The organism is Ostreiculturibacter nitratireducens, from assembly GCF_032670585.1.
Lineage (GTDB): Bacteria > Pseudomonadota > Alphaproteobacteria > Rhodobacterales > Rhodobacteraceae > Ostreiculturibacter > Ostreiculturibacter nitratireducens.
Window position 1 is genome coordinate 947,259 of the sequence record NZ_JAVQHL010000002.1, and the last position, 21,860, is coordinate 969,118.

Sequence of the window (21,860 nt, forward strand, 5' to 3'; positions counted from 1 at the left end):
CCTGTAGTTATTCATGCGATCAGAGATCACGAGCCAGCTTCCGCTCGCCCGACTTCCAGTGCTTCTGGACGCGCCACCAGATGCCCATTGCCAATGTCGATCAGGCTGGCGCGTTCTGGTCCATGGCCGACAGGATGAACCGGGCTGGGTACATCCCCCGAGAGCCGCGTTGTGTCCAGGCGCCTGAACGTCGGGTCCGGGACCGGAACTGCGTCGATCAGCCGCTTTGTATAGGGGTGCTGGGGATTCCCGAAGATCTGCGCCCGGGTTCCAAGCTCGACGATCTGGCCCAGATACATCACACCGACCCGGTCCGAGACGTTCTCGACCACCGCCATGTCGTGGCTGATGAAAAGAAAGGCGATGCCGTAGTCCTTCTGCAATTCCCGCAGGAGGTCCAGCACCTTCGCCTGCACGCTGACATCAAGCGCCGAGACACTTTCGTCGGCGATTATCAGGCCGGGATTGAGCGCGAGCGCGCGGGCAATGCAGATGCGCTGGCGCTGCCCGCCGGAAAATTCGTGCGGGTACCGGCCAAGCTGGTCGCGGGTCAGGCCGACACGATCCATCAGGTCGGCGGCGCGGGCGCGGCGTTCGGCGGCATCGCCGATCCCGTGTATCACCAGCGGTTCGGCGATCTGGTCGCCCACCGTCATGCGGGGATCGAGCGCCGCCATCGGGTCCTGAAAAACCATCTGGATCTTGCGGCGCAGGGCCGTCATCGCGGGGCCCCGTGCTGCTGCCACCAAGCTGCCGCCGATCTCGATCACCCCCTCATGCGGCACGAGTCCTACCATCGCCTTGGCGATCGTCGACTTGCCGCAGCCGGACTCCCCGACAAGCGCGAAGGTCTCGCCCTTGCGGATGTCGAAACTGACATGTTCGACGGCATGGACCTGATGGGTCACCCTGCCAAGGACCCCGCCCTTCAGGGGAAAGCGCACACTTACATCGGCAAGCCGCGCGACGGGTGACGCGACGACCTCGGCCCGCTTCGCGCCCCCGCCGATGCGCGGCACGGCGGCCAGAAGGTCGCGCGTATATTGCTGGGCGGGCCGGGCGAAAAGGTCGGTGGTAGCTGCCTCTTCCACCATCCTGCCGTCGCGCATGACGATGACGCGGTCAGCCATTTCGGCCACCACGCCCATGTCATGGGTGATGAGGATGATCGCGGTGCCCATCTCGCGCTGAAGATCGCGCAAAAGGTCGAGGACCTCGCGCTGCACGGTCACGTCAAGTGCGGTGGTCGGTTCGTCGGCGATCAGCACCTCGGGGCGCAAGGCCAGCGCCATGGCGATCATCACCCGCTGGCGCATGCCGCCCGAAAGCTCGTGCGGATACTGGTCCATGCGACGCTCGGGCTGGCTGAGCCGCACCGCCTTCAGCGCCGCCAGTGCCTGGGCGCGGGCCTCGGCCCGGGCAACGGGCTCATGCGCCCGGATTGCCTCGGCAAGCTGGGTGCCGACGGTCATCACCGGGTTGAGGCTGGTCATTGGTTCCTGAAAGATCATCGCGATACGGTCGCCGCGGACGGCGCGCATCTCGGACTCGCGCAGCGCGGTCAGCTCGGTCGCGCCAAGATGGACCCTGCCGCCGGTCACGCGCACGGCGGGGGGCGGCAACAGCCCCATGATCGCCAGCGAGGTGATCGACTTGCCCGAGCCGCTTTCCCCGGCAATACACAGGGTCTCGCCGCGACGGAGCGCAAAGGAAAGATCCGAGACCAGCGGCTTCAGCCCGGCCCCGGTCCGGACCGAAACGGTCAATTCCTCGACCGTCAGCACGGGCGCGGCATCCGGGGCCAGATCGGCCCCGGACCGGCTTTTCGGCAGTGCGCCCGGCGTCAGGTTCATTCGAAGACGCACCGGGGGAAGTAGAAGCTGACCACCCAGTTCGGCATGTCGACGATCTCGGAGATGCGAAGGTCGCCGCAGACCGAGCAGAGCATGTAGGCATCGACCGCCGATATCCCGCGCTGGGCCGTCAAAAGGTCGATCATGTTCGACACCGCATCTCGCGCCGCCGCCATCAGGTCGGGACCGATGCCGGTCGTGGCCTCATATCCCTCGGCATCGAGGTGGCGCGTCACCGGACCCGGCGTGGTGAAGCGCGGGGTCTTGAGGTTAGCGCCCTTCACGACATCGAGCGTCAGCACCACGTCCATCGGGCTTTCGATGGCCGTGCCGCAAACCTCTCCGTCGCCCTGCGCCGCATGGGTATCGCCGACACTAAAGAGCGCGCCTTCGACCTCGACCGGCAGATAGAGCGTGCTGCCCGCTGCCAAGTCACGGATATCGAGATTGCCGCCGACCCGCCGGGGCGGGACGACGGAATGGAGCCCGGCCTCGGCCGGGGCATTGCCGATCGTGCCCGCGAAGGGCTTGAGCGGAATGCGCGCCTCCTTGCCCCAAAGTGCCGGGGCAAGGCTATCGGGATCGTAGGACCAGATCGTCAGGGCCGGATCCGCGAACTGATCGGCGAGAAGCCCGAAGCCGGGGATATTCGCCGTCCAGCCGAAGCCCTTGCCGTCGAACTGGCGGGGCGTGAACCCCTCGATCGTCACCTTGAGTGCGTCACCCGGCTTCGCGCCTTCGACGTAGATCGGCCCCGAGACCGGGTTGATCTTGCCGAAGTCGAGGTCGATGACGCTTTGCAGCTTCGACGACGGGCCAAGCTGGCCCGCCGAACTATCCTGACAGTGGAACTGGATCGTCGATCCGGGCTCGGCGCGCAACGCCGGGGGCAGGGAATTGTCCCAGCCGAAATGATGCTGCGCGCCGTGGATCGTATAGTTGCAATCCTTGCACATCTTACTGCTTCACCCAGACGTAGTCGTAATTGACGGGGATCGAGACCGGATCGACGTAAAGCGCATCCTCGCCGCCCATGCGTTCTGACTTCATGGTGTAGCGTTCCTCGTTGAAGACCGGGACCCAGGGCGCTTCTTCCATCACGCCCATGTAGACGTCGGACCAGAGCTTCAGGCGCTCCTCTGCCTTGGTCGGGTCGGACAGACTGTCGGCCTCCACCGCTTTGGCGTCCAGCGCCTCGTCGCAGAACTTCGACCAGTTCCAGCCGCCCTCACCAGCGCCTGCACAGCCAAGGATCGGACCGTAGAAGTTCGACGGATCGGGGAAATCGGCGATCCAGGCCATGCCGCCCGACCAGATCATCGGTGCGGTGCCTGCCCCGCCTGCCTCGATCACGTTGGCCTGAGCCAGCGACTGGATGTTGGCCTTGATGCCGATGGCCGACAGGTCCTGCTGGATCGCCTGCGCGATGCGCGGATTGGGGTCGGTGTTCATGACGTAAAGATCGGTCTCGAACCCGTCGGCAAGGCCCGCCCCGGCGAGGAGCGCCTTCGCCCCCTCGACGTCATAGGGATAGCCTGCATAGCCTTCGGTATAGCCCGGCATTGAGGGCGGCAGCGGCTGGGTCGCGGGCACGGCGCGGCCGTTGATGATCTGGGTGATCCGCTCCTTGTTGATCGCCATGTTCACGGCCTTGCGCACATCGAGATTGTCGAAGGGCGGAATGGTGACATTGAGCGTGATATAGCCGGTGTGAAGCTGACCGCCCTGCACGACGCGCGCGGCCTGCGCCGGATCGCCCATCACCTCGGTGAACTTCGCGGGCGGAATGCCGTCGCCGGGCACGTCCACCTCGCCGTTCTGAAGGCGCAGAAGGGCGACCACCGGCTCCTGCCCGACCTCGAAGACGACTGAATCCAGATAGGGCACGCCGTCGCGCCAGTAGTCGGCATTCTTCTCGAAGACGAGCCTTTGCCCGAGCGTCCATTCACCCAGCTTGAAGGCGCCCGTGCCGACGGGTTTCTTGCCGAAATCGGCGCCCGCCTCATCCACGGCCTCTTTCGCAACGACGCTGGCAAAGTTCAGCGCCATGACATGAAGGAAGGTTGCGTCGGGGCGTGAGAGAGTGATCTTCACCGTCGCCGGATCGACCACCTCGACGCCCGACAGGCCGTCCGGCCCCGCATTCTCGAACCCGGCAATTGAGCCGAAGAAGCCCGCACCGGGCGATTGCGTCGCGGGATCGGTCACGCGGTCGAGCGAATACTTGACGTCGTCCGCCGTCATCTCGCGCCCGTTGTGGAATTTCACGCCCGCGCGCAGGTGGAAGGTATAGCTCAGCCCGTCCTCGGAGATTTCATAGCTTTCGGCAAGGCCCGGGCGCAGGGTCGTGGTGCCCGGCACGTAATCCATCAGCCCGTCGAACAGCGACTTGATCATCGACCAGTTCTGCCAGTCGTAGCCGATGGCGGGGTCGAGCGTCGCGACGTCATCCTTGTAGGTGATGACAATTGAACCGCCCGGCTGGGCATCCGGGTCGGGCGTATACTCTTGCGCCACGGTAGGCATGGCCAGGGCGAGCAGGACGGCGGTGGATGCAAGCAGTCTTTTCATTCTCTCTCTCCTGTTGGTTACTTCAGTCGTATTCTCGGGTCGATCAGGGGCGCGATCAGATCGGCCAGAAGGTTGCCAAGGACGATGGCACAGGCCGAAACCAGCGTGACGCCCATGATGATGGGGATGTCGACGCGCTGGATCGCCTGCCAAGCAAGCTGTCCGATGCCGGGCCAGCCGAAGACGCTTTCCACGACGACGATGCCGCCCATGAAGATGCCGATATCGATGCCGATCATCGCGATAACCGGCAGGATGGCGTTCGGCAAAGCATGGGCCAGAACCACCCGGACGCGGCCCAGCCCCTTGGCGCGGGCGGTGCGGATGAAATCGGCCCTCAGGACGTCGAGCATCGAGGACCGCATCATCCGGCTGTACCAGCCCGAGCCGAGGATCCCGAGCGTGAGCGAGGGCAGCACGAGATGTGCGAAGGTGCCGTAGCCGCCGATGGGGAACCAGCCGAGCTTGACCGCGAAGACATAGAGAAGAAGGAGGCCCACGACGAATTGCGGCGCCGACACGGTGACGAAGGACATCATCATCAGGCTGTGGTCGAGCGTGGTGCCCCGCCTCAAAGCCGCGAAAATCCCCATTGTCAGGCCGATGGCCAGTTCGCAGACGATCGCCCCGAGCATGAGGAGAAGCGTGGCGGGCAGGCGCGAGGCGATGAGTTCGGCCACCTCGGTCTTTTGCAGGTAGCTGCGGCCCAGATCGCCCTGCACCATCCCGGCAAGGTAGCGCGCGTATTGCACGACGAAGGGTTGGTCGAGGCCGAGCTCGCGCCGGATGTTTTCAACCGTCTGGGCGGTGGCGGACCGCCCGGCGATCTGGCGCACCGGATCGGCGGGCAGCACATACAAGAGGACAAAGGTGATGAAGCTGACGCCGAGAAGGATCAGCAGGGATTGCAGGAGGCGGCGGATGAGATAGGCGGCCATGTCAGTCCTGCCCCCTCTGCATCGGGTCGAGCACATCCCGGAGCGCGTCGCCGACAAGGTTGAAGGCCAGGGCCAGAAGGATGATGGCCGCGCCGGGGATGAAGACGAGCCAGGGGGCCGACTGGAAGTAGGTCTGGTTCTCGAAGATGATATTGCCCCAGCTTGGTGTCGGCGGCTGCACCCCCACACCGAGGAAGGAAAGCGTCGCCTCCAGAAGCACTGTCGTCGAAATGCCGAGCGTGCCCCAGACGATGATCGTCGGCACCAGATGCGGCAGTATATGGCGAAAGAGGATGCGACCTGTGCCTGCGCCCAAAGTGCGCTCGGCCGCGATGAAGTCGCGTTCGGCGAGCGAACTGGTCTGTGTATAGATCACCCGCGCAGTCTGCACCCAGTTCACCAGCGCGATAACGATGGCCACGATCCATAGTGACGGATGAAAAATTGCCGCAAGGCAGATCGCGAGGAGAAGCGCGGGAAAGGCCATCATCAGGTCGGTGAATCGCATCAGAAGCGCCCCGATCCAGCCCCGGAAGAACCCCGCCGTGATGCCGATCAGCGTGCCTATGACCAGTGACAGCCCGTTCGCCGCCACGCCGATGATGAGCGACGTCCGCGCGCCATGCAGGATACGACTCAGAAGATCGCGGCCGAGAAGGTCGGTGCCGAGCAGGAAGGTCTCGTTCGGCGGCAAGGGCGCACCTTCCAGCGTCAGCCCGTCGAAATGCTGCTCATCTGGCGCATAGGGGGCAAGCACAGGCGCGAAGACCGCACTTGTGACGACGAGGATGATCAGGGCAAGGCCGATGAGCGCCAGCTTGCGCTGAATCAGCCGGGCAAGGGCGCCCTTCGGGATATGTGCCTCAGCCGCGATCGCGTCTGTCATCATCGTCATCCTGTCGGTTCGTCATCTGTGCGACGACCCGCGCGGCGGCGTCCTCGAAGCTGATGCGCCAGGCCATCGCCATCTGACGAAGCTGGTCATAGGCGGCCGCATCGTCCTTGCCCGCCCGTGATGCGAGCATCGTCACCGCCCGCACGACCGTCTGCCGTTCGTCCAGCCGCTGCCTCAGGCCGGCGATCTCGACCGAGAGGGCGCGCTGGACATCGAAGGCATCCCGCGCGATCAGGAGCGCCGAATAGGCGCCGCTGTCCCCCACGGGCTTCAGAAGCTGGGCATGCGCGCCTGCGCGCAAGGCCCATTCGATCCGGCCGGGCGCTTCGGACCCGATGAGCGCGATCATCGGCATCGGGCTTTCACCCGGGCGCCACGGGAACTGGTCGTCATGCCCCATATCGGCGTCGAAAAAGACGAAATCGGCGGCCAAAGCCCCGGGCCCCAGATCGGGCCAGGATTGCTGCACCTCAAGCCCGATGGCGCGCAATTGCCGCTCCAAGGCCTGAACCACCGGATGCGGGCGGTGCAGGATCACCGCCGTCGCCCCGCCGAGGTTATGTATCCGCAGCGGCCGCCGTTTCATGACACCACCTTCAGGGTCGGAAAGGCGGGTGCCGGACGCGGACGCGTTAGATAGGGATCGCCCGCCACCGATGGCAGCGCCTTCAGCGTTCGGAAGGCGCCGCCCTCCACGCGCGCGATGAGAACAGGCAGGGAGGTGTGATGCGTCGCCATGTCGATCACGCCGCCCGGCGCCTGCTGCAAAAGGGTCCCAAGGGGAAGGTCCTCGGCCCCGGGGCGGCCGTTCAGCAGCCGCGCAAGCTCGCGCACCGCGGCATAGGCCGCGGCCTCATGCGAGGAGGCGAAGCCATCGCTGCCGGGCCAGCCCTGCGCGCCACGGAAATAGGGACCGGCGGCGATAAGCCCGTCAGCGACATATTTCAGCGCAGGAAATTCGGCCTCGGTCAGGTTGCAGGACAGGATCGGGCAACGCGACGGAGCGAAGGCGGGATCGTCCTCGGCCAGCCGGTGCATGGCTTCGAGGAATTCGTAGGTCGAGGTGCCGACAAGGTTGTTGAGGACGAAGTCGGGTCGCGCATGACGGATTTCCTCGACCATGCGGCCGATATCGCGCGAGCCGAGCGGCAGGTAGCGTTCGCCCAGAACCTCTCCCCCCGCGGCCGTAATGTATTCGCGGGCCAGCCGGTTCATCTCCCAGCCCCAGATATAGTTCGATCCGGTAAGATAGGCGCGCCGCCCATGCTCGGGCATCACCCAGTCAAGCAGCGGCAGCAGATGCTGGTTCGGACAGGCATGAGTATAGACGACATGATCGGATGCCTCGAAACCTTCGTAGGGGAGGGCATACCAAAGCGTGCCGCCGAGACGTTCGAGAACCGGAATGACCTCCTTGCGGCTCCACGAGGTCACGCAGCCGATGACGTGACGGGCGCGGCTGTTGCGCAGGATGTCATCGCACAAGGGACCGTAGGCATCCGCATTCCCGCCAGGATCGCGCTCTACCGGTACGAAAGTTATGTCGAGCGCCGGGTCGCCGTTAACCGCGGCCAGTGCCGCCAGCGCCCCTGCGCGGCTCGCCTCGGAAAAGAGCGAGTAGCCGCCTGAGCGGGAGTACAGCATGCCGAGTTCGATGCGCCGTTTCCTGTCGAACATGGGGCCCAAATCAAAAAGCCCCGAAGCGGACCGAGGGGTCTGCATTCAGGGCCTGTCTGCCGTCCGGCTCTTCGCCAATGTGCTTTCAGACTATATTGGTCTGGAAACTGGTCAAGTGGGTTCGACCACTGCCTGAGACAGGGAGTTCGTCAGCGTCGCTCTGCAGCCGAGAACGGCAGACGTCAAAAGGGGCTTGGCGAATTGGCGCTCCGATAGGCTGCTCTCTTTGTTGCGCAGCAAAATCTGGGCGCTCAACGAACGGTCGGTATTTGGAAGCCGCACCGCCGCATCAGATAGGTCAGCGAAGGTCGGCTTTGGGCCGGTCCTGACCGGCAGCCAGGGCGAAGAGTCTGACGGCGGCCCGCTGCGCCGCCGCAAGGCAGCTCTGAGCCGGGAGCGGATGCACAATTCCTGTCGCATCGCGGGACTGCCTAGGTGCTTGCCCTGTTTGTCCGGTGTTTTTTCAGAACAAGAATTACTGCGGTTGAGCCGAGCGCCGTGTGAAGCTCGTTCGCGTGCGGTTGGCCAGAGCCACGAGGGACAGCATGACCGGCACCTCGACCAGGACCCCGACGACTGTGGCGAGTGCGGCTCCGGAGTTCAGGCCGAAAAGACTTATTGCCACCGCGACGGCAAGCTCGAAGAAGTTCGATGTTCCGATCAAGGCGCAGGGAGCCGCGATCTTGTGGGGGACACGCAGCGCCCATGCGGACGTATAGGCAAGCACGAAGATACCGTAGGACTGGATCAGTATCGGCACTGCGATCATCGCCATGACCTGTGGCCGATCGAGGATCACCTGCCCTTGCAGGCCGAACAGGATCACTACCGTGGCAATCAGGCCGACGACAGACCATGGCTTGATCCTTTCGCGGAACGCATCGATGCGGGCTGCACTGCCGAGCCTCTTCCGCGTCCAGACGCCGGCGGCAAGAGGCAGGGCCACAAACATAACCACGGAGAGAACGAGCGTCTCCCACGGCACCGCAATATCCGTGACGCCCAAAAGAAACGCGACGATGGGCGCGAAGGCGAAGACCATAACCAGGTCGTTTATTGAGACCTGAAAGAGCGTATAGCTTTCGTCGCCATGGGTCAGCTGCGACCAGACGAAGACCATGGCTGTGCAGGGTGCAGCGCCAAGCAGGATGAGCCCGGCGATGTATTGCTGCGCATCCTCGGGCGCGATGAGGTCTGCGAAGACGAACTCGAAAAACAGGACACCGAGCGCGGCCATCGTGAATGGCTTGACCAGCCAATTCACCGTCAACGTAATCGCGAGGCCCTTCGGCTGCTTCGCCACGCCTTTCAGACTGCCCGGATCGACCCCCACCATCATCGGGTAGACCATCGCCCAGATCAGGACCGCTACCACGAGGTTGACGCTCGCCACCTCTGCCGCCGCAATTGCCGCGACCAGAACGGGTGCGGCGCTGCCAATGAGGATGCCGCCCGCCATGGCCAGCGCGATCCAAAGCGAAAGATATCGTTCGAAGATGCTCATGCGCCGACGAATACGGCTCCGATTGGGTGAAGTCGAGAGGCGGCTCCTGCACTTGCGAACAAGCGTCCGCTTTGTCCCGCATTGAAGACGTTCGTCGCCGCAACAATGCTGCGCGAAGCACGAATGACCGGCTCGGAGACGCTGCGATGCAGCCGCCGATCGGACCGCGAGCGTCCGCTCTGGGCCGTTAGTGACGCAGGCCTAGCTTGCCTCCCGCCTGTATGCCGCGACGCGGAGAAGGTCAGGTCCGAGCCCAGAGCGGAAAAAACAGATAGTATCCTCAACCACAATAATCATCGCCCAGAGCCAACCGCGCCGCTATAGTTTCACTATCCTGCTTGGGGATGCGGATCATGTTCATAAAGACAATAGAGCCGGAAGAGGCGACCGGGGAGATCGAAAGGCTATACAGCGCAGAAATCGCGTCGATGGGCTTGGTCATGCAAGCCACTCAGTGCTGGTCTGCTCGACCAGACGTCATTCTTCCCATCGAAAGCCTCTTGCATCAGATCCGTGACGGGTTCTCGCTCGGTGTACTCAATTTCAGGCTGATCACATTCGTCGCCGCAAAGTTCGTGCCGTCGAGTTACTGTTCGCACGTGTATTTCCGGGTGCTGTCACAGGCTCTGGGACGGGAGAAAGCACTCGCGATCCAGAGAGATCACCGCAACGCAGGTCTTTCAGACAAGGAAGTCGCGATGCTGGATTACGCTGCGCAGATCAGCGAGGACGCTTCGCGTGTAACCGAGGCCGACATCCAGAGGCTACGTTCACTCGGTTTCAGCGATCTCAACATCGCCGATATCGCACTTGCCGCATCGTTTCGTGCCTTCATGAGCCGTTATTTCGATGCAGTCGGAGCTATGGTGGAACCGCAGTTTTTGGATGCTGACCCCGCGGTCCGGAGTGAGCTGTCGGTTGGACGAAAACTCGACAGCGAGACAACCAGGACGGAAACTGCCGACTGAGGACAACATGGACGGCCGCCAAGTAGAGACAAGCTGTGCGCGGCTTGGGAGTGGTTCATTTGGATGCCGTCATCACGGCCGAAAGGCCCGGCTTGCGGGGGCAAGCTGCTCCAGATCTGCTGTCAAATGGGTGGAGCGGACATCCGTGGCACCTCATTAGATAGCGGTGCGAGGCAGTCGAGGCGATTTCATTCCTTGGCAGCGATCGCCTGTACTTTGATCTTTCCGCCAAAGGGTAGTCGGGCAGCTTGATAAATGGTGCGAGCGGGTCGGCGCCCGGCCTCAAACAACGAAGCGTAGAGTTCATTGACGGCCCCAACGTCGGCGAGATCGGAGAACGCGATATCGACATAGACAATATCCGTGCGCTCGAAGCCCGCCGCTTCGGCGATCCGGAACACGTGTGCGAAGGCTGTTTCGGCCTCCTCACGTGCGGTACCTTCAACATAGCCCTCAGGTCCAACCGAGAGCTGCCCGCTGATCCAGCATGTGTTTCCGACTACAACCGCATTACTTATGGGTGAAGGAGACGCCGGCACTCCTTCCACCTCGACAACATATTTTCGCGACATCTTCATCCCCGCTAGACACGCCAAAATGTCTCCAGACATAGGTCGGGCGACTTGAATGACGCACGGCCTGAGCGCGAACTATAATATAGCGGAGTTCCAGATTGTCGCGCTCAGAACGACCCGGCGAATGTCGGCTTTGTCCCGCATTGAAGACGCTCATCGCCGAAACAATGCTGCGCGAAGCACGAATGACCGGTTCGGAGACGCTGCGATGCAGCCGCTGATCGGACCGCGGGCGTCCGCTCTGGGCCGTTCCGGGCGCCCACACGATCGGCAGAAAGCGGTCTTTCGCTGCATGTTTCTGCAAAGCCCGCTTTGCAGAAACTGATGAAATTCCAGCGATCGACCTCAACGGCCGTTCCGGAAGCGGCTTAAGTGTATTCGCCCAGAGCGCGCTACACACGTTTCTCTCTTTGCCCGGCATTCGGACAGTTCTGGTGTTTCAAACCAAGCGCGCAGAAGATCGGGGCCTCAATCGCCACATCCTGGCCAGCGGCGCCGAGCGTGCAAAATGGTGGACCATGGCCATGCCGGCATGGGTGATCAGATAGACCCAGACGAGGTTGGCAAGCGCGAAGTGGACCGACATGGCCAGCGAACCATCGGGTTCAGCCGATTGCAGCCCTGCCCAGACCTGTGCCGGGTACACGCCGCCGGTGGCCGCCATCGACGTCATCAGGATAAGGCCGAGGCCATGCACGGCGGAGGCTAGGGGACTGGGGTTGCGAGCGCATGATCGAACATCAGTTGACCGAGTACGGCCTGCGCGACGCCGTCACGCATAGCTACGCGCATCTGCAGAAGCCTGCGGCCTGAGGCAACAAAGTCGCCCGGCAGGATGCATCCTGCCGGGCATTTCTTGTCCTAAGCTGTCCCGCATTGGGGCAGCGTCAGGGCCGCCCCCTCATGCCGCGCGGCCGGAAGCACATCGAAATCGATGCCGTCACGGCACTGCAGGGTTCATGCTCCTCGACCCATCAGGGCTCGTCCGGGTCGCCTCAGGGAGCAACGCCACATGTCGGGCAGACATAATGTGGCGCAACCAAGCTTCCTCAGACATCGGCTGCAAGTTTATCCTGCCCGGCTAGGATACGAACCTGATCGCGCTCTACGATCCAGTGCAGAAACCCGGCCTTACCGCAGATGGAACGGGTGCATTCCATCGCACCATCCGGCCTGACTTCGTCTTCGAACCGAACTTTGCCGCTATAGAATGACCCCATGTAAACCATCGTTTCCCACACCGTCCCGAATGCACGAGGTACAAACCTCCCGACGGTTCCAACGGCCGCGGAAGGGCTTACCGGCAAGCGAGAGAACTTCGGTGATGTTGTGAGCCTCGCTCAACGCGGAAAAGGTGGGCTCAGTTCCGGTGCAAAGCGAATGGTCCTAATGCAATTGCCTTCTGCAATCGCGGCTTTCTCCCGCCCAGCGACATCCTACGGGGAACTTCGCTGCAGTACATACGAACGGCTGCATCGCTGAAAGCCGCACTGCAGCGCAAGCGGGTTGGCAGGAGTCGGCTTAGGGCCGTTCACGCCCACTGCAAAAATAAACGGAGAGCGGGCGATCCGAGTCGCCCGCACTGCACTCTGTGGGAAAACCTCAAGCAGCCTCGTTCAGACGCCTCAAGATGTCCAGCATGGCGCCGGACAGGTCCGTGTGGTGGTGGACCAGTTTCCAGTCTCCGTTCACCCGCCGGTAGACGTTGGTCACGCGGTGATGAATTGCGGCCTCGTGACCGGCGATAACAAGTGTTCCGGTCTCGACGCCCGTTTCGACTGCCATGTCGGATCCCGCGTCGATCTTCTGATCCATAAGCCTGATATTGCCGCCACCCGCGATCGCGGCGACCTTCGCAAAACTGGCAATGACCGTGTCGTACCCCTCGTCGCGCCCCCCGATCGGGTGCTGTGCCGTCGCTTGGCCGCTCTGGAGCCAGACATCGGCCATTGGCGCCGCATCCCCATGGGCCATGCGGTTCAGCGCATCGTAGAATCTCTCAGACGCGGCAAGGACTTCGTTCATTGCGGACATGGAAATCTCCTTCCTTGATGGCGAGCGGAGCCGGCCCCGGTCCACGCCAGGTGCCGCTCATCGGTTGATTTGGTGGGGTTCGTTTAGCCGGCGGTTTCTTCGATACCGGACTTCACCGAGGCGAAGAACTCGGCCCGCGGGTCGGTCTTGGGGTAGGGCTCGTCCGGCACCTCGACGCCGAGGAACCTGCAGAGCGGCTCCCAGCCGTCCCGCGCGCGGAAGACCAGTGCGCCCCCCTCGGCTGCGAGTTCGCGTGCCGCCGCCGCGTTCGCGCGGTAGGCGGAGAGGATGCCGTCGCGGTCCTTACGCCCGCTGAGCGCCTTACCGATGACCACCTTGTCGATCATCTCGAACCAGGCGCGGCGGTCGTCCGGCCAGGATGCCTTGTCGAGTATGAGTGGCAGGATGGTCTGCGAGAAGCTCCCGTACCAGTCCTCGGGGTCGCGATCGGACAGAATGACTTTCGCGCCGGGGGTCGCCGCCAGGACATCCCGCCAGTAGGCCGCGACAGGAAAGTCCACCGCCGAACGGAAGCCGGTGAAGATGCTTGCGTAGTCTGGGCGACCTTCCGTAACCGCCGTCCAGAGCCTGACTTGCTCGGAATCTCCGATCACCTCGGACATGTGGTGGCAGGGACCGAAGCCGAGCCGCTCGAGCGCCGCCTTCAACGAGTAGGTGCCGGTCCGTCCGAACCCGGCGCCGATGATTTCGAGTGCCATAGCCCGTCTTCTCCTATATGAATGAAATCTATCGGAAACATCCACATACGCTTTGATGGAATGATGATGGCTTCAGGCAGGCATTTTTGTCGAACGAAACGTTTTCATGCATCATGAATGAAATCGATCTACATCACGTCGATCTCAATCTTCTCGTGGTCTTCGAAGTGCTCATGGAGACGCGGAGCGTTACTGCGACCGCCGACAGGATCGGGCGCACGCAGTCGGCTGTAAGCCATTCTCTTGCACGGCTGAGAGAACAGCTCGGGGACCCGCTGCTCGTCCGGGTCGGCGGGAAGATGCAGCCGAGCCCGTTTGCCGAATTGATCGTCGAGGACGTGCGTCCGATCCTTCGGAGCATACGCCGTGTCATCGCTCCAAGGACGCTGTTCGATCCGGCGACGAGCGACCGCGTCTTCCGGATCGCCATGCCGACACTCACGAAGGTCATCGCGGAAGTCTCGGTCCGGGTCGAGGCGGAAGCGCCCAACGTGAAGATTGAATGGCTCCCCGCGCATCACGACGTCTACGCCGCCCTGAGTGAAGGGCTCATCGACCTGGCGCACCTCGGCGGCGAGCCGCGCCTGCCGGACGGCATTGAGGAGCAGGTGATGGATCCCTTCTCATGGGTAACCTTCGCGCGCCGGGATCATCCCGCCTGCGAAGCCTGGGGGATCGACGCGTGGCGCAAGTACCCGCACCTCATGGTCAACGTTACGCGGTCGATGCAGAACCCCTTCCCCGTCACCTCTCAGGGCGATGCCAGCGCAAGACGCGTGAGCGCGATGATCGGGGATTCGGCGGGAGTTGCGTCGCTGCTCGAGAAGTCGGACTTCCTGGCAACGTTCCCGGCGATACTGTTGGCCTGGGACATGGAGGTCTTTGGGCTTCGTGCGATGAGGCCGCCGGTCGATCTCGGCCCGGTCCTCGTCCGCTTCTTCTGGAGTTCGCGGCTTGCCAACGATGCCGGCAGTATCTGGATCCGCTCAATCGTGATCGAGACCTATCGCCGCCTCCATGCCGAGGCGGAAAGGAAGCTCTCCGGCGATGCCCTGCTTCAGCCATCACCGAACGTCCAACCTCCGAATCTTCGGTGAATCCGAGACAATGCTCCTGCAGCGAATGGCCGCAATCATGGGCCGCACCGCGGCATTCCGAGTGGCGACTGAAGGTCGGTCAAGGGCCGGTCGCGCCCGGAAGGGTGTCTTCGGTTCGCAAGTTTGCCCGGGGTGCTTCCTGCGCATCGCTGACATTCGCGCCCGGTGCAGCGAAGGCCGGCTTCCCGCCTTCCGGCACCGGATTCCGTGTCATGCAGCGTCTGGCACAAATGTCGTGGAAGGCTAAGAGGATACATTCGCGGCGTTTGGCGGGAGTGGCAGTCTTCGTCCAGGCCGGCCGCAGGCTCTTGGCCGCAATTATTGATGTTGCCGCGTATGACTACAAACGCAGTCGGTCGGTTAGAGTCAGGACCCATTGATATTGGGCGTTCGGCATGATTCAGGCGCCGCAAGGAGACCGAACGATGAGAAACTTTTCTGGCTGACAGACGCGCAGATGGAGCGGCTTCGGCCTTTCTTTCCCGAGAGCCACGGCAAGCCGCGCGTCGATGACCGGCGTGTGCTGAGCGGCATCATCTTCATCAATCGCAATGGGTTGCGGTGGTGTGATGCGCCCAGGGAGTATGGTCCCCCGAAGACCCTATACAACCGCTGGAAGCGATGGGGCGACAAGGGCATCTTCGCCCGGATGATGGAAGGCCTGGCGTCCGAGGCGGCCGTTCCGAAGACGGTGATGATCGACGCGACCTATTTGAAGGCACACCGCACGGCGACCAGCCTGCGGCCGAAAAAAGGGGGCCCGACGACCAAAGGAGCCGCCTGATCGGCCGAACCAAGGGCGGCATGAACACCAAACTGCATGCCGTCACCGATGCCGATGGCCGCCCGATCCGCTTCTTCATGACCGCAGGTCAGGTCAGCGACTACACGGGTGCCGCGGCCTTGCTGCACAGCCTGCCCGCCGCCGAATGGCTGCTGGCTGATCGGGGCTATGATGCGGACTGGTTCAGGGATGCCTTGAAAGACAGGGGGATAGAGCCCTGCATCCCGGGTCGGAAGTCGCGCGGAAAGACCGTCAGATACGACAAACGCCGCTACAAACGCCGCAACAGGATCGAGATCATGTTCGGGCGCCTGAAGGATTGGCGACGAGTGGCCACGAGGTGCGACAGATGCCCGAAGGTCTTCCTCTCTGCCGTCGCACTCGCCGCAACCGTCATGTTCTGGCTATGAAACGAGAACGAGTCCTGACCCTAGATTCTTGAGTGGGCCTCAATTGCCCGCCTTTTCAATTCCCGGTCGTGCGCTGAAATTTTGACCCGGCAGAAGAATCGGACCTATATTGCCGAATGGCCTCGCCGACACAGCTCGAAGCCCTGTTGCCGGAACTGCGCGCATATGCGCGCTCGCTCGACTCGCATTCAGATACCGCCGAGGACCTTGTACAGGACGCGATCGAGCGGACCCTAAGGGCGCCCAACGTTCCCGTCGCGCTCTCCGAACTCAGACCCTGGATGTTCCGGGTCATCCGGAACCTTCACTACGACGAATTGCGGAAATGGCGTGTCCGCAGGGAATATATCGCGTCCGAGAAACGTCGATATTCCGTCATGGGCACGGTCGCGGACCACGCGCGCGACGTCTTGCTTCGGCTGGCCTACGAGCGGCTGCCGCCCGAGAAGCGCGAGATTCTCTTCCTGGTGGACATCATGGGCCTGCGGTATTCCGAAGCAGCCGATATAATAGGGATTGCGCGTGGCACCGTGATGAGCAGGCTGAGCCGTGCGCGCCACGCGCTTCGCATGGAAGTGGACAGGGACCGCGCGGTGGGCACCAAGAGACGTAGCGGGAATGCCAGTGAATGACTTTGTCCGATTCTGATCTCGAACGCGCGAATGCCTTCCATGACGGCGAACTCGAACCCGAGGAGGCAGAGCGCTTTCGCGCGCGTCTCGCGAAGGATCCCGAGCTTCGGCAGGCACTCGAGGAGATCCGCGAGGTCTCGTCGGCGCTGCGCGCGCTGAGGCCCGAGACGGCATCGCACGCAAGCAAGGCGACGAGGAAACGGCGCCCGTGGCGTACCGTCGCCGCGGCCGTCGCGACCGCCGCGATCCTGATCGGCGGCCTGGTCATGGGGTCCGCCCCTGACGATCCGCGCGCGCCTCTCGACTGGCACAACGCCTTCGTCGCAAAGCGATACGATGTCCGCGAGGGCGCCGGCGCGGTCCCGGTGTCGAAATGGATCGGCCAGCAGCCCGACTTGTCCTCGGCGAACCTCACGCTCGTCGACATGGCGGGCGACGTGGAGCGGGAGTTCTACCTTCATTACGCCGGCGTGAACGACTGCCGCCTGACATTCGGCGCGCATGCCGCCGCGCCGGATCCGATCCGACCGCAAGAGGGCCTTCTGACCGATGAATGGAACGATGCCGAGTTCCATTACACGCTGATCGCGGTCGGGATGGATCGGGGGCGGTTCGATTCGATTGCGAGCCTCTTGCGGGAACACACGCGCATTGATCGCCCGGACGACGGCACGCTCGTCGCGGTCCGCGAGGCGACGCGCGACGCCGTGCCCTGCGCCTGAGCCCCTCGCGGCGCCGCGATCAGCGACGGGGGAAGTTCGGCCTGTCCGTGTTGTAGTGTTCGGCCAGGTAGTCGAGGATGACATCGCGTTCCTCTTGCGGAAGCTCGGCCATCCCCTGCTCCTCGATCATCCAGTCGAAGAGCTTGTCCCAGTTCTCGCGCGTCTTGCCCTGCTGGGCGACGATCATCTCCGAGTGACAGGCCGTGCAGGTGTAGTAGGTCTCCTCTACGCCTTCCCCCGTGACGAGCAGGCCGAAATCCTCCTCGCGCTCTTCTGCAGTCCCGTCGCCGGAGGCCGGCGCGCCGCCTTCCGCCAATTCGAGCGGCTCGTCGGAGTGCGCGTTCAGATAGGCGATGACGTTCGCCCGGTCCTGAGGGTCCCGCAGCCCGGCGAAAGTCATGCGGGTCCCCGGCATCGCCTTGCGCGGGTTTTCAAGAAAGGCATCGAGTTCCTCCAGCGACCAGGTGCCCCCGGCCTCGGCGATGGTCGGGGAATAGCGGAATCCTTCAGTCGCGGCCTTTGGGCCGCCGACCACGCCATAGAGGTTCGGCCCGACGCGGTTGCCGCCATCCTTCTCGACCGTGTGGCATGCCATGCACTTGCGGAAGACGGCTTCGCCCGCCTCGGCGCTGGCCGCGGCCATGCGCTCTTCGACGGTCTGAGCCTCTGCGGACGTGGCAAAGGAAATGGCCACCGCGACCATCACGGCGGAAATCCCAGCGTAATTCATTGAATGCTCCAGACAGGGGAAAAGGGTGGCGGCCCTGAGGCCGCCACCGCTTCGATCAACCAACCTTCAGGCCGACGCGGTGCATCGTGTTGTTCAGGTACCCTTTCGGGTTCCAGTCGATGGCGAAGGGCTGCATCTCGCCCGCGCTGTCGGTCGCCCGCGCCCAGACCTCGTAGTATCCGGCCTGCGGGAAGGTGACGTTCGAGCGCCAGTTCTGCCACGCGCCGCTGTTGGCTGGCGCGTCAAGCTCGGCGCTTTGCCACGTCGCGCCGAAGTCGATCGAGATGTCCAGGCGATCGATGCTGCGGTCACCCGACCAGGCGTGCCCGCGAACCTCGCTCGCCATCCCGATCTCGGCGCCATTCGCCGGGAAGGTGATCAGCGACTTGACCGGCATGCGTTCGATGATCTGGAAATCCTCCTCCGGAACATCGGTGCCCGGCGCGACCGGATAGGCGGGAACCCGGTAGGAGGTCCCGGTCATCTTCGGGCCGTCATGGACGACGTCGCGCAACTCGATCCGCCGCAGCCATTTCTGCGAACAGGACCCCGGCCAGCCGGGCACGACCAGCCGCAGCGGCGCGCCGTTCATGGGATGAAGGTCCTCGCCGTTCATCCGGAAGGCGATGAGGATGTTGTCCGTCAGGGCCTTCTCGATGGGCACCCCGCGCGAGATCGGCAGCTTTGACGCGTCGCCGGAAAGATGGGCATCCGCACCGTAATGGGCGGTATAGACGACACCGTCCTTCACGCCCGCGGCTTCCAGAACGTCCTTCAGCCGCACGCCTGTCCATTCCGAGCAGGCCACGGCGCCGTAAGTCCACTGGTTGCCGCTTGCCGGAGGGTCGAAGAAGGCGCGCCCGTTGCCTCCGCATTCGATGGTAAGCGCCATCGTCACGACTTCGAACTGGTTCTGGAGGTCGGCGATGGACATCTCCATTGGGTTGTCGACCAGGCCGTCGACCGTCAGGGTCCAGTTGTCCGCGCTCGTATCGTCCGGCACGAGCCCGTTGTTGCGGACGAAGTGACGGTTCGTGGGCGTGATCGCGTCATCGAGAAGTTCCGGCGGGGTCTCGGCATTCACCGGGCGGTCGTTGAGCAGTGTGAGACCGTCCTTCCCGGCCAGGACGTTGTCCTGCGCGAAAGCGGCGGGGATGAAGCCTTGGGGAATGTTGCGGTGGAACGGTATGGTCATCCCGACTGCGGCACCCATCGTCGCCAGCCCGGCGCCTTTGAGGAACCCCCGCCGGTCCGGGTGGGACCGCCGCCCGAAGACCTCGAGATCCGCCGCTTCGGGGTCCTCCGCGAAGAGTTTTCTCAGATCCTTTGTGCCGTTGCCGTCGTGGGCCATGGTGTTCCTCCCGTTTGTTTTTCGCACGGCGCACTTGATGTGCGCTGATTGAATAACGTCTCAGACGGGCGTTCTATTCCGTGGCGGCAAGATTCCGGTAACGCCGTCAGGTTCAAAGCGCGCGTCATGCCACGCATCGCCGTGGAGATCCCTCGGCTCTGCTCTGACCGGATCAGGCGTCCTTGGCCGTGATCGTGGCGAAGCGGACAGGCTGGTTGTCGACGGGAACGCCGATATGGCTCAGGCGAGACAGCAGAACATCCGCCGCGCGCTCGCTTCGCGCTCGGTGCGGACCCAAATCTGTGTCGAAATCGAAGCGCCGACGGCCGAACCGGCCCGACGTCATAGCCCTTCGACAATCACGACATGGCCTGAGGAACAACTCTGGCGCAAGTGTTTCAGTGGGGCATATTCATCGCTGCTAAAGAGCTTTCGAGCGGTCTCGATGTGCAGAAACTCCAGCAGGACAAGCCTGGTCGGTTTCCAGTCGTCTTCCAGAACTTCATGAGAGCCGCCCCGGACCAGGTACTGACCACCAAGTGACTCAGCGAGAGGCTTCACGCGCTCCATGAACTCACCGTAGGTGCGCGGAAGGTGCGCGGATCGTGAATTTCGACATCATGAATCAGGTGGGCGCTCATGGAAATTCTCCCAGGAAAGAAAAGGGTATCGCGCTGCAGAATAGGGGCATCGGTGACAGGAGCGACCAGCATGATCAGTTGACCGTTCGCAGTCGAAACAAAGCGACGGCCGCGAACTGGGCATTCGAGATCATCATGTCGAGTGTCCCCCTTCCGACCTTTCTGGACTCTGACCACCGGCCATGGATGCCGAGCGGCGGCCCGTCATGTCCGCCGTCGGGACTTCGCGCCTCGGTTTCACGGCCGCGGAGTTCGAACGGAGGCTTGTGGAGCGGCTGGATCACGAGGCTGTTCTCCCGATCCGACGCTGCTAATCTGCAGGCATGAAACTGAAGCCGCTGGCAAGAATTGCAGGTTTGTTGCTGTTGATCGCGCCTGTCTTCCTGCCGGCGCCGGACGGCATGGCCGACGCCGCCTGGCTGGCATCGGGTCTCGCGCTCGCCATGGCGCTTTGGTGGCTTGCCGAGGCATTGCCACTTGCCGCCACGGCGCTTCTGCCGCTTGCCGCGGCGCCGGTTCTGGGGATCGCGGATCTCGGCGATGTTGCCCGGTCCTACAGCCACCCCCTGATCATTCTCTTTCTCGGAGGCTTCCTGCTGGCGAAGGCGATCGAGAAATCCGGGCTGCATCAGCGGCTGGCTTTTACCCTTCTGGGTGTCGCCGGAAAGAGCCCCGGTCGTGTCCTCGCGGCGATCATGCTGACGACGGCTTTCTTAAGTCTTTGGATAAGCAATACGGCGTCGGCGATGGTGGTTGCGCCGATCGCCGGCTCGATCGCCGCATCGCAGAGCGATCGACCGGCGTTCGGAACGGCGCTGATGCTTGGCGTCGCGTTCGCCGCCACGATTGGCGGTATGGGGTCGTTGATAGGAACGCCCCCGAATGCGATCTTCGCCGCCTATGTCAGCACGGCCTATTCGCTCGACGTGGGTTTCGCGCAGTGGGCCGCGGTCGGGGTGCCTGTCGCGGTGATCCTGTTGGGGCTCTCCTGGCTTGTCCTGGCACGCCTCACGCCCGGGCTGGATCGGCGTGAACTTGCAGCGTCCTTTGATGGCCGCCAGAAAGCCATGAGCATTGCGGAGCGTCGCGTGGCGCTCATCGCCGGCCTGACGGCGCTGGCATGGATCTCCCGGCCGCTGATCGAGTGGTTCTTTCCCGCTATCGTGCTCACGGACGCGGGCATTGCCATGCTGGCCGCGATGACCCTCTTCCTCGTGCCCTCCGGGAATGGTGGGCAATTGCTCGATTGGGAGACGGCGGCGACGTTGCGTTGGGACGTGCTGGTTCTCTTTGGCGGGGGGCTGGCGCTGGCCGGAATCCTGGACCAGACCGATCTCGCCGCCTGGATAGGTGGAACCATCCAAGGACTTGCCCACCTGCCGGAACTCTTGTTTCTTCTCGTCATCGCCGCGCTCGTGGTCTTCATCGGCGAACTGGCCAGCAATACCGCGATGGCAGCAATCTTCCTGCCGATCGCCGGAGCGGCCGCAACGTCTCTGAACGTCGATCCCGTTGTCTTCATGCTGCCTGTGGCGTTTTCGGCCTCAATCGGGTTCATGCTTCCTGTCGCGACGCCGCCCAACGCGATCGTGTTTGCCAACCCGGCCGTCACGCGCAGCGATATGCTTCGCGCCGGCGCTCCGCTTGATGTCATCGGGATACTGGTTGCCGTGGGGATGAGCTCGGTCTTGGGGCCATTTTTCTTTGGCTGATCCGCGGCCCGAAGCTCATCGGCCCCGGAAGATTCCACACTGGACCG

The 21,860-nt window shown here is 63.3% G+C and carries 18 protein-coding genes and 3 pseudogenes; 6 read left to right on the plus strand and 15 right to left on the minus strand.

Going from position 1 to position 21,860, the window contains the following annotated elements:
• Positions 1-26: 26 nt before the first annotated feature.
• The 8 genes from ABCN56_RS11930 to arsB all read right to left on the minus strand — a co-directional run bounded on the left by ABCN56_RS11930 (position 27) and on the right by arsB (position 9,438).
• Positions 27-1,853, minus strand: a complete 1,827-nt coding sequence (locus ABCN56_RS11930; protein WP_343081012.1) for an ABC transporter ATP-binding protein — start codon at positions 1,851-1,853, stop codon at positions 27-29.
• Positions 1,850-2,809 carry an acetamidase/formamidase family protein gene (locus ABCN56_RS11935; RefSeq protein ID WP_343081013.1) on the minus strand — a complete coding sequence of 320 codons (960 nt, stop codon included), beginning with the start codon at positions 2,807-2,809 and terminating at the stop codon, positions 1,850-1,852. The genes ABCN56_RS11930 and ABCN56_RS11935 overlap by 4 nt, the downstream gene beginning before the upstream one ends.
• A gap of 1 nt (position 2,810) precedes the next feature.
• Entirely contained in the window at positions 2,811-4,424 is a 1,614-nt protein-coding gene (locus ABCN56_RS11940) for an ABC transporter substrate-binding protein (protein ID WP_343081014.1), read from the minus strand.
• A gap of 17 nt (positions 4,425-4,441) precedes the next feature.
• Positions 4,442-5,362: an ABC transporter permease gene (locus ABCN56_RS11945; RefSeq protein WP_343081015.1), complete on the minus strand. Its 921-nt coding sequence runs from the start codon at positions 5,360-5,362 to the stop codon at positions 4,442-4,444.
• 1 nt (position 5,363) lies between these two features.
• Positions 5,364-6,248 carry an ABC transporter permease gene (locus tag ABCN56_RS11950; protein ID WP_343081016.1) on the minus strand — a complete coding sequence of 295 codons (885 nt, stop codon included), beginning with the start codon at positions 6,246-6,248 and terminating at the stop codon, positions 5,364-5,366.
• Complete coding sequence (locus ABCN56_RS11955) at positions 6,226-6,843, minus strand: ANTAR domain-containing response regulator (RefSeq protein WP_343081017.1); 618 nt, start codon at positions 6,841-6,843, stop codon at positions 6,226-6,228. Before ABCN56_RS11955 ends, ABCN56_RS11950 begins: the two co-directional genes overlap by 23 nt.
• Positions 6,840-7,934 carry a transporter substrate-binding protein gene (locus tag ABCN56_RS11960; RefSeq protein ID WP_343081018.1) on the minus strand — a complete coding sequence of 365 codons (1,095 nt, stop codon included), beginning with the start codon at positions 7,932-7,934 and terminating at the stop codon, positions 6,840-6,842. Before ABCN56_RS11960 ends, ABCN56_RS11955 begins: the two co-directional genes overlap by 4 nt.
• 475 nt (positions 7,935-8,409) lie before the next feature.
• Positions 8,410-9,438 (minus strand): ACR3 family arsenite efflux transporter, encoded by a 1,029-nt coding sequence (gene arsB, locus ABCN56_RS11965; RefSeq protein WP_343081019.1) that lies wholly within the window; start codon positions 9,436-9,438, stop codon positions 8,410-8,412.
• Between the two features lie 353 nt (positions 9,439-9,791).
• Here arsB and ABCN56_RS11970 point away from each other — a divergent pair, with 353 nt between their 5' ends.
• Positions 9,792-10,406, plus strand: coding sequence for a carboxymuconolactone decarboxylase family protein (locus ABCN56_RS11970; protein WP_343081020.1), 615 nt, complete (start codon positions 9,792-9,794; stop codon positions 10,404-10,406).
• Positions 10,407-10,594: 188 nt separating this feature from the next.
• Here ABCN56_RS11970 and ABCN56_RS11975 read toward each other — a convergent pair whose 3' ends face one another.
• The 4 genes and pseudogenes from ABCN56_RS11975 to ABCN56_RS11990 form a co-directional block, all read right to left on the minus strand.
• Positions 10,595-10,978 (minus strand): RidA family protein, encoded by a 384-nt coding sequence (locus ABCN56_RS11975; protein WP_343081021.1) that lies wholly within the window; start codon positions 10,976-10,978, stop codon positions 10,595-10,597.
• A gap of 442 nt (positions 10,979-11,420) precedes the next feature.
• A pseudogene (locus ABCN56_RS11980) lies at positions 11,421-11,684 on the minus strand (cytochrome b/b6 domain-containing protein); the annotation flags it as partial.
• A gap of 899 nt (positions 11,685-12,583) precedes the next feature.
• Positions 12,584-13,015 (minus strand): nuclear transport factor 2 family protein, encoded by a 432-nt coding sequence (locus ABCN56_RS11985; RefSeq protein ID WP_343081022.1) that lies wholly within the window; start codon positions 13,013-13,015, stop codon positions 12,584-12,586.
• Positions 13,016-13,098: 83 nt separating this feature from the next.
• Positions 13,099-13,734, minus strand: coding sequence for a sulfotransferase family protein (locus tag ABCN56_RS11990; RefSeq protein ID WP_343081023.1), 636 nt, complete (start codon positions 13,732-13,734; stop codon positions 13,099-13,101).
• Between the two features lie 113 nt (positions 13,735-13,847).
• Between ABCN56_RS11990 and ABCN56_RS11995 the strand changes: the two genes are divergently transcribed.
• The 4 genes and pseudogenes from ABCN56_RS11995 to ABCN56_RS12010 all read left to right on the plus strand — a co-directional run bounded on the left by ABCN56_RS11995 (position 13,848) and on the right by ABCN56_RS12010 (position 17,379).
• Positions 13,848-14,831, plus strand: a complete 984-nt coding sequence (locus tag ABCN56_RS11995) for a LysR family transcriptional regulator (protein WP_343081024.1) — start codon at positions 13,848-13,850, stop codon at positions 14,829-14,831.
• Between the two features lie 457 nt (positions 14,832-15,288).
• Positions 15,289-16,025: pseudogene (locus tag ABCN56_RS12000) on the plus strand (IS5 family transposase).
• Positions 16,026-16,141: 116 nt separating this feature from the next.
• Complete coding sequence (locus tag ABCN56_RS12005; RefSeq protein ID WP_343081026.1) at positions 16,142-16,657, plus strand: RNA polymerase sigma factor; 516 nt, start codon at positions 16,142-16,144, stop codon at positions 16,655-16,657.
• On the plus strand, positions 16,654-17,379 hold the full coding sequence (locus ABCN56_RS12010; RefSeq protein ID WP_343081027.1) for an anti-sigma factor family protein: 726 nt from the start codon (positions 16,654-16,656) through the stop codon (positions 17,377-17,379). Before ABCN56_RS12005 ends, ABCN56_RS12010 begins: the two co-directional genes overlap by 4 nt.
• A gap of 19 nt (positions 17,380-17,398) precedes the next feature.
• On the opposite strand, the gene ABCN56_RS12015 is transcribed toward ABCN56_RS12010, so the two are convergent.
• From ABCN56_RS12015 to ABCN56_RS12025, 3 genes and pseudogenes are all read right to left on the minus strand, one after another.
• A complete protein-coding gene (locus tag ABCN56_RS12015; protein ID WP_343081028.1) occupies positions 17,399-18,109 on the minus strand; it encodes a c-type cytochrome in 711 nt (236 codons plus the stop codon).
• A gap of 55 nt (positions 18,110-18,164) precedes the next feature.
• A complete protein-coding gene (locus tag ABCN56_RS12020; protein WP_343081029.1) occupies positions 18,165-19,460 on the minus strand; it encodes a sulfite oxidase in 1,296 nt (431 codons plus the stop codon).
• Positions 19,461-19,802: 342 nt separating this feature from the next.
• Positions 19,803-20,039: pseudogene (locus ABCN56_RS12025) on the minus strand (DUF1330 domain-containing protein); the annotation flags it as partial.
• A 385-nt stretch (positions 20,040-20,424) separates the two neighbouring features.
• Between ABCN56_RS12025 and ABCN56_RS12030 the strand changes: the two are divergent.
• A complete protein-coding gene (locus ABCN56_RS12030; RefSeq protein ID WP_343081030.1) occupies positions 20,425-21,813 on the plus strand; it encodes an SLC13 family permease in 1,389 nt (462 codons plus the stop codon).
• Positions 21,814-21,860: the final 47 nt, after the last annotated feature.

Bases quoted from the DNA above. Each gene is read 5' to 3' on its own strand.
- ABCN56_RS11975 (WP_343081021.1), bottom strand. From the start codon at position 10,978: ATGTCGCGAAAATATGTTGTCGAGGTGGAAGGAGTGCCGGCGTCTCCT.
- ABCN56_RS11940 (WP_343081014.1), bottom strand. From the start codon at position 4,424: ATGAAAAGACTGCTTGCATCCACCGCCGTCCTGCTCGCCCTGGCCATG.
- ABCN56_RS11985 (WP_343081022.1), bottom strand. From the start codon at position 13,015: ATGTCCGCAATGAACGAAGTCCTTGCCGCGTCTGAGAGATTCTACGAT.
- ABCN56_RS12010 (WP_343081027.1), top strand. From the start codon at position 16,654: ATGACTTTGTCCGATTCTGATCTCGAACGCGCGAATGCCTTCCATGAC.
- arsB (WP_343081019.1), bottom strand. From the start codon at position 9,438: ATGAGCATCTTCGAACGATATCTTTCGCTTTGGATCGCGCTGGCCATG.
- ABCN56_RS11990 (WP_343081023.1), bottom strand. From the start codon at position 13,734: ATGGCACTCGAAATCATCGGCGCCGGGTTCGGACGGACCGGCACCTAC.
- ABCN56_RS11945 (WP_343081015.1), bottom strand. From the start codon at position 5,362: ATGGCCGCCTATCTCATCCGCCGCCTCCTGCAATCCCTGCTGATCCTT.
- ABCN56_RS11970 (WP_343081020.1), top strand. From the start codon at position 9,792: ATGTTCATAAAGACAATAGAGCCGGAAGAGGCGACCGGGGAGATCGAA.
- ABCN56_RS12020 (WP_343081029.1), bottom strand. From the start codon at position 19,460: ATGGCCCACGACGGCAACGGCACAAAGGATCTGAGAAAACTCTTCGCG.
- ABCN56_RS11930 (WP_343081012.1), bottom strand. From the start codon at position 1,853: ATGAACCTGACGCCGGGCGCACTGCCGAAAAGCCGGTCCGGGGCCGAT.
- ABCN56_RS11950 (WP_343081016.1), bottom strand. From the start codon at position 6,248: ATGACAGACGCGATCGCGGCTGAGGCACATATCCCGAAGGGCGCCCTT.
- ABCN56_RS12015 (WP_343081028.1), bottom strand. From the start codon at position 18,109: ATGAATTACGCTGGGATTTCCGCCGTGATGGTCGCGGTGGCCATTTCC.
- ABCN56_RS11935 (WP_343081013.1), bottom strand. From the start codon at position 2,809: ATGTGCAAGGATTGCAACTATACGATCCACGGCGCGCAGCATCATTTC.
- ABCN56_RS12005 (WP_343081026.1), top strand. From the start codon at position 16,142: ATGGCCTCGCCGACACAGCTCGAAGCCCTGTTGCCGGAACTGCGCGCA.
- ABCN56_RS11960 (WP_343081018.1), bottom strand. From the start codon at position 7,934: ATGTTCGACAGGAAACGGCGCATCGAACTCGGCATGCTGTACTCCCGC.
- ABCN56_RS11955 (WP_343081017.1), bottom strand. From the start codon at position 6,843: ATGAAACGGCGGCCGCTGCGGATACATAACCTCGGCGGGGCGACGGCG.
- ABCN56_RS11995 (WP_343081024.1), top strand. From the start codon at position 13,848: ATGAATGAAATCGATCTACATCACGTCGATCTCAATCTTCTCGTGGTC.
- ABCN56_RS12030 (WP_343081030.1), top strand. From the start codon at position 20,425: ATGAAACTGAAGCCGCTGGCAAGAATTGCAGGTTTGTTGCTGTTGATC.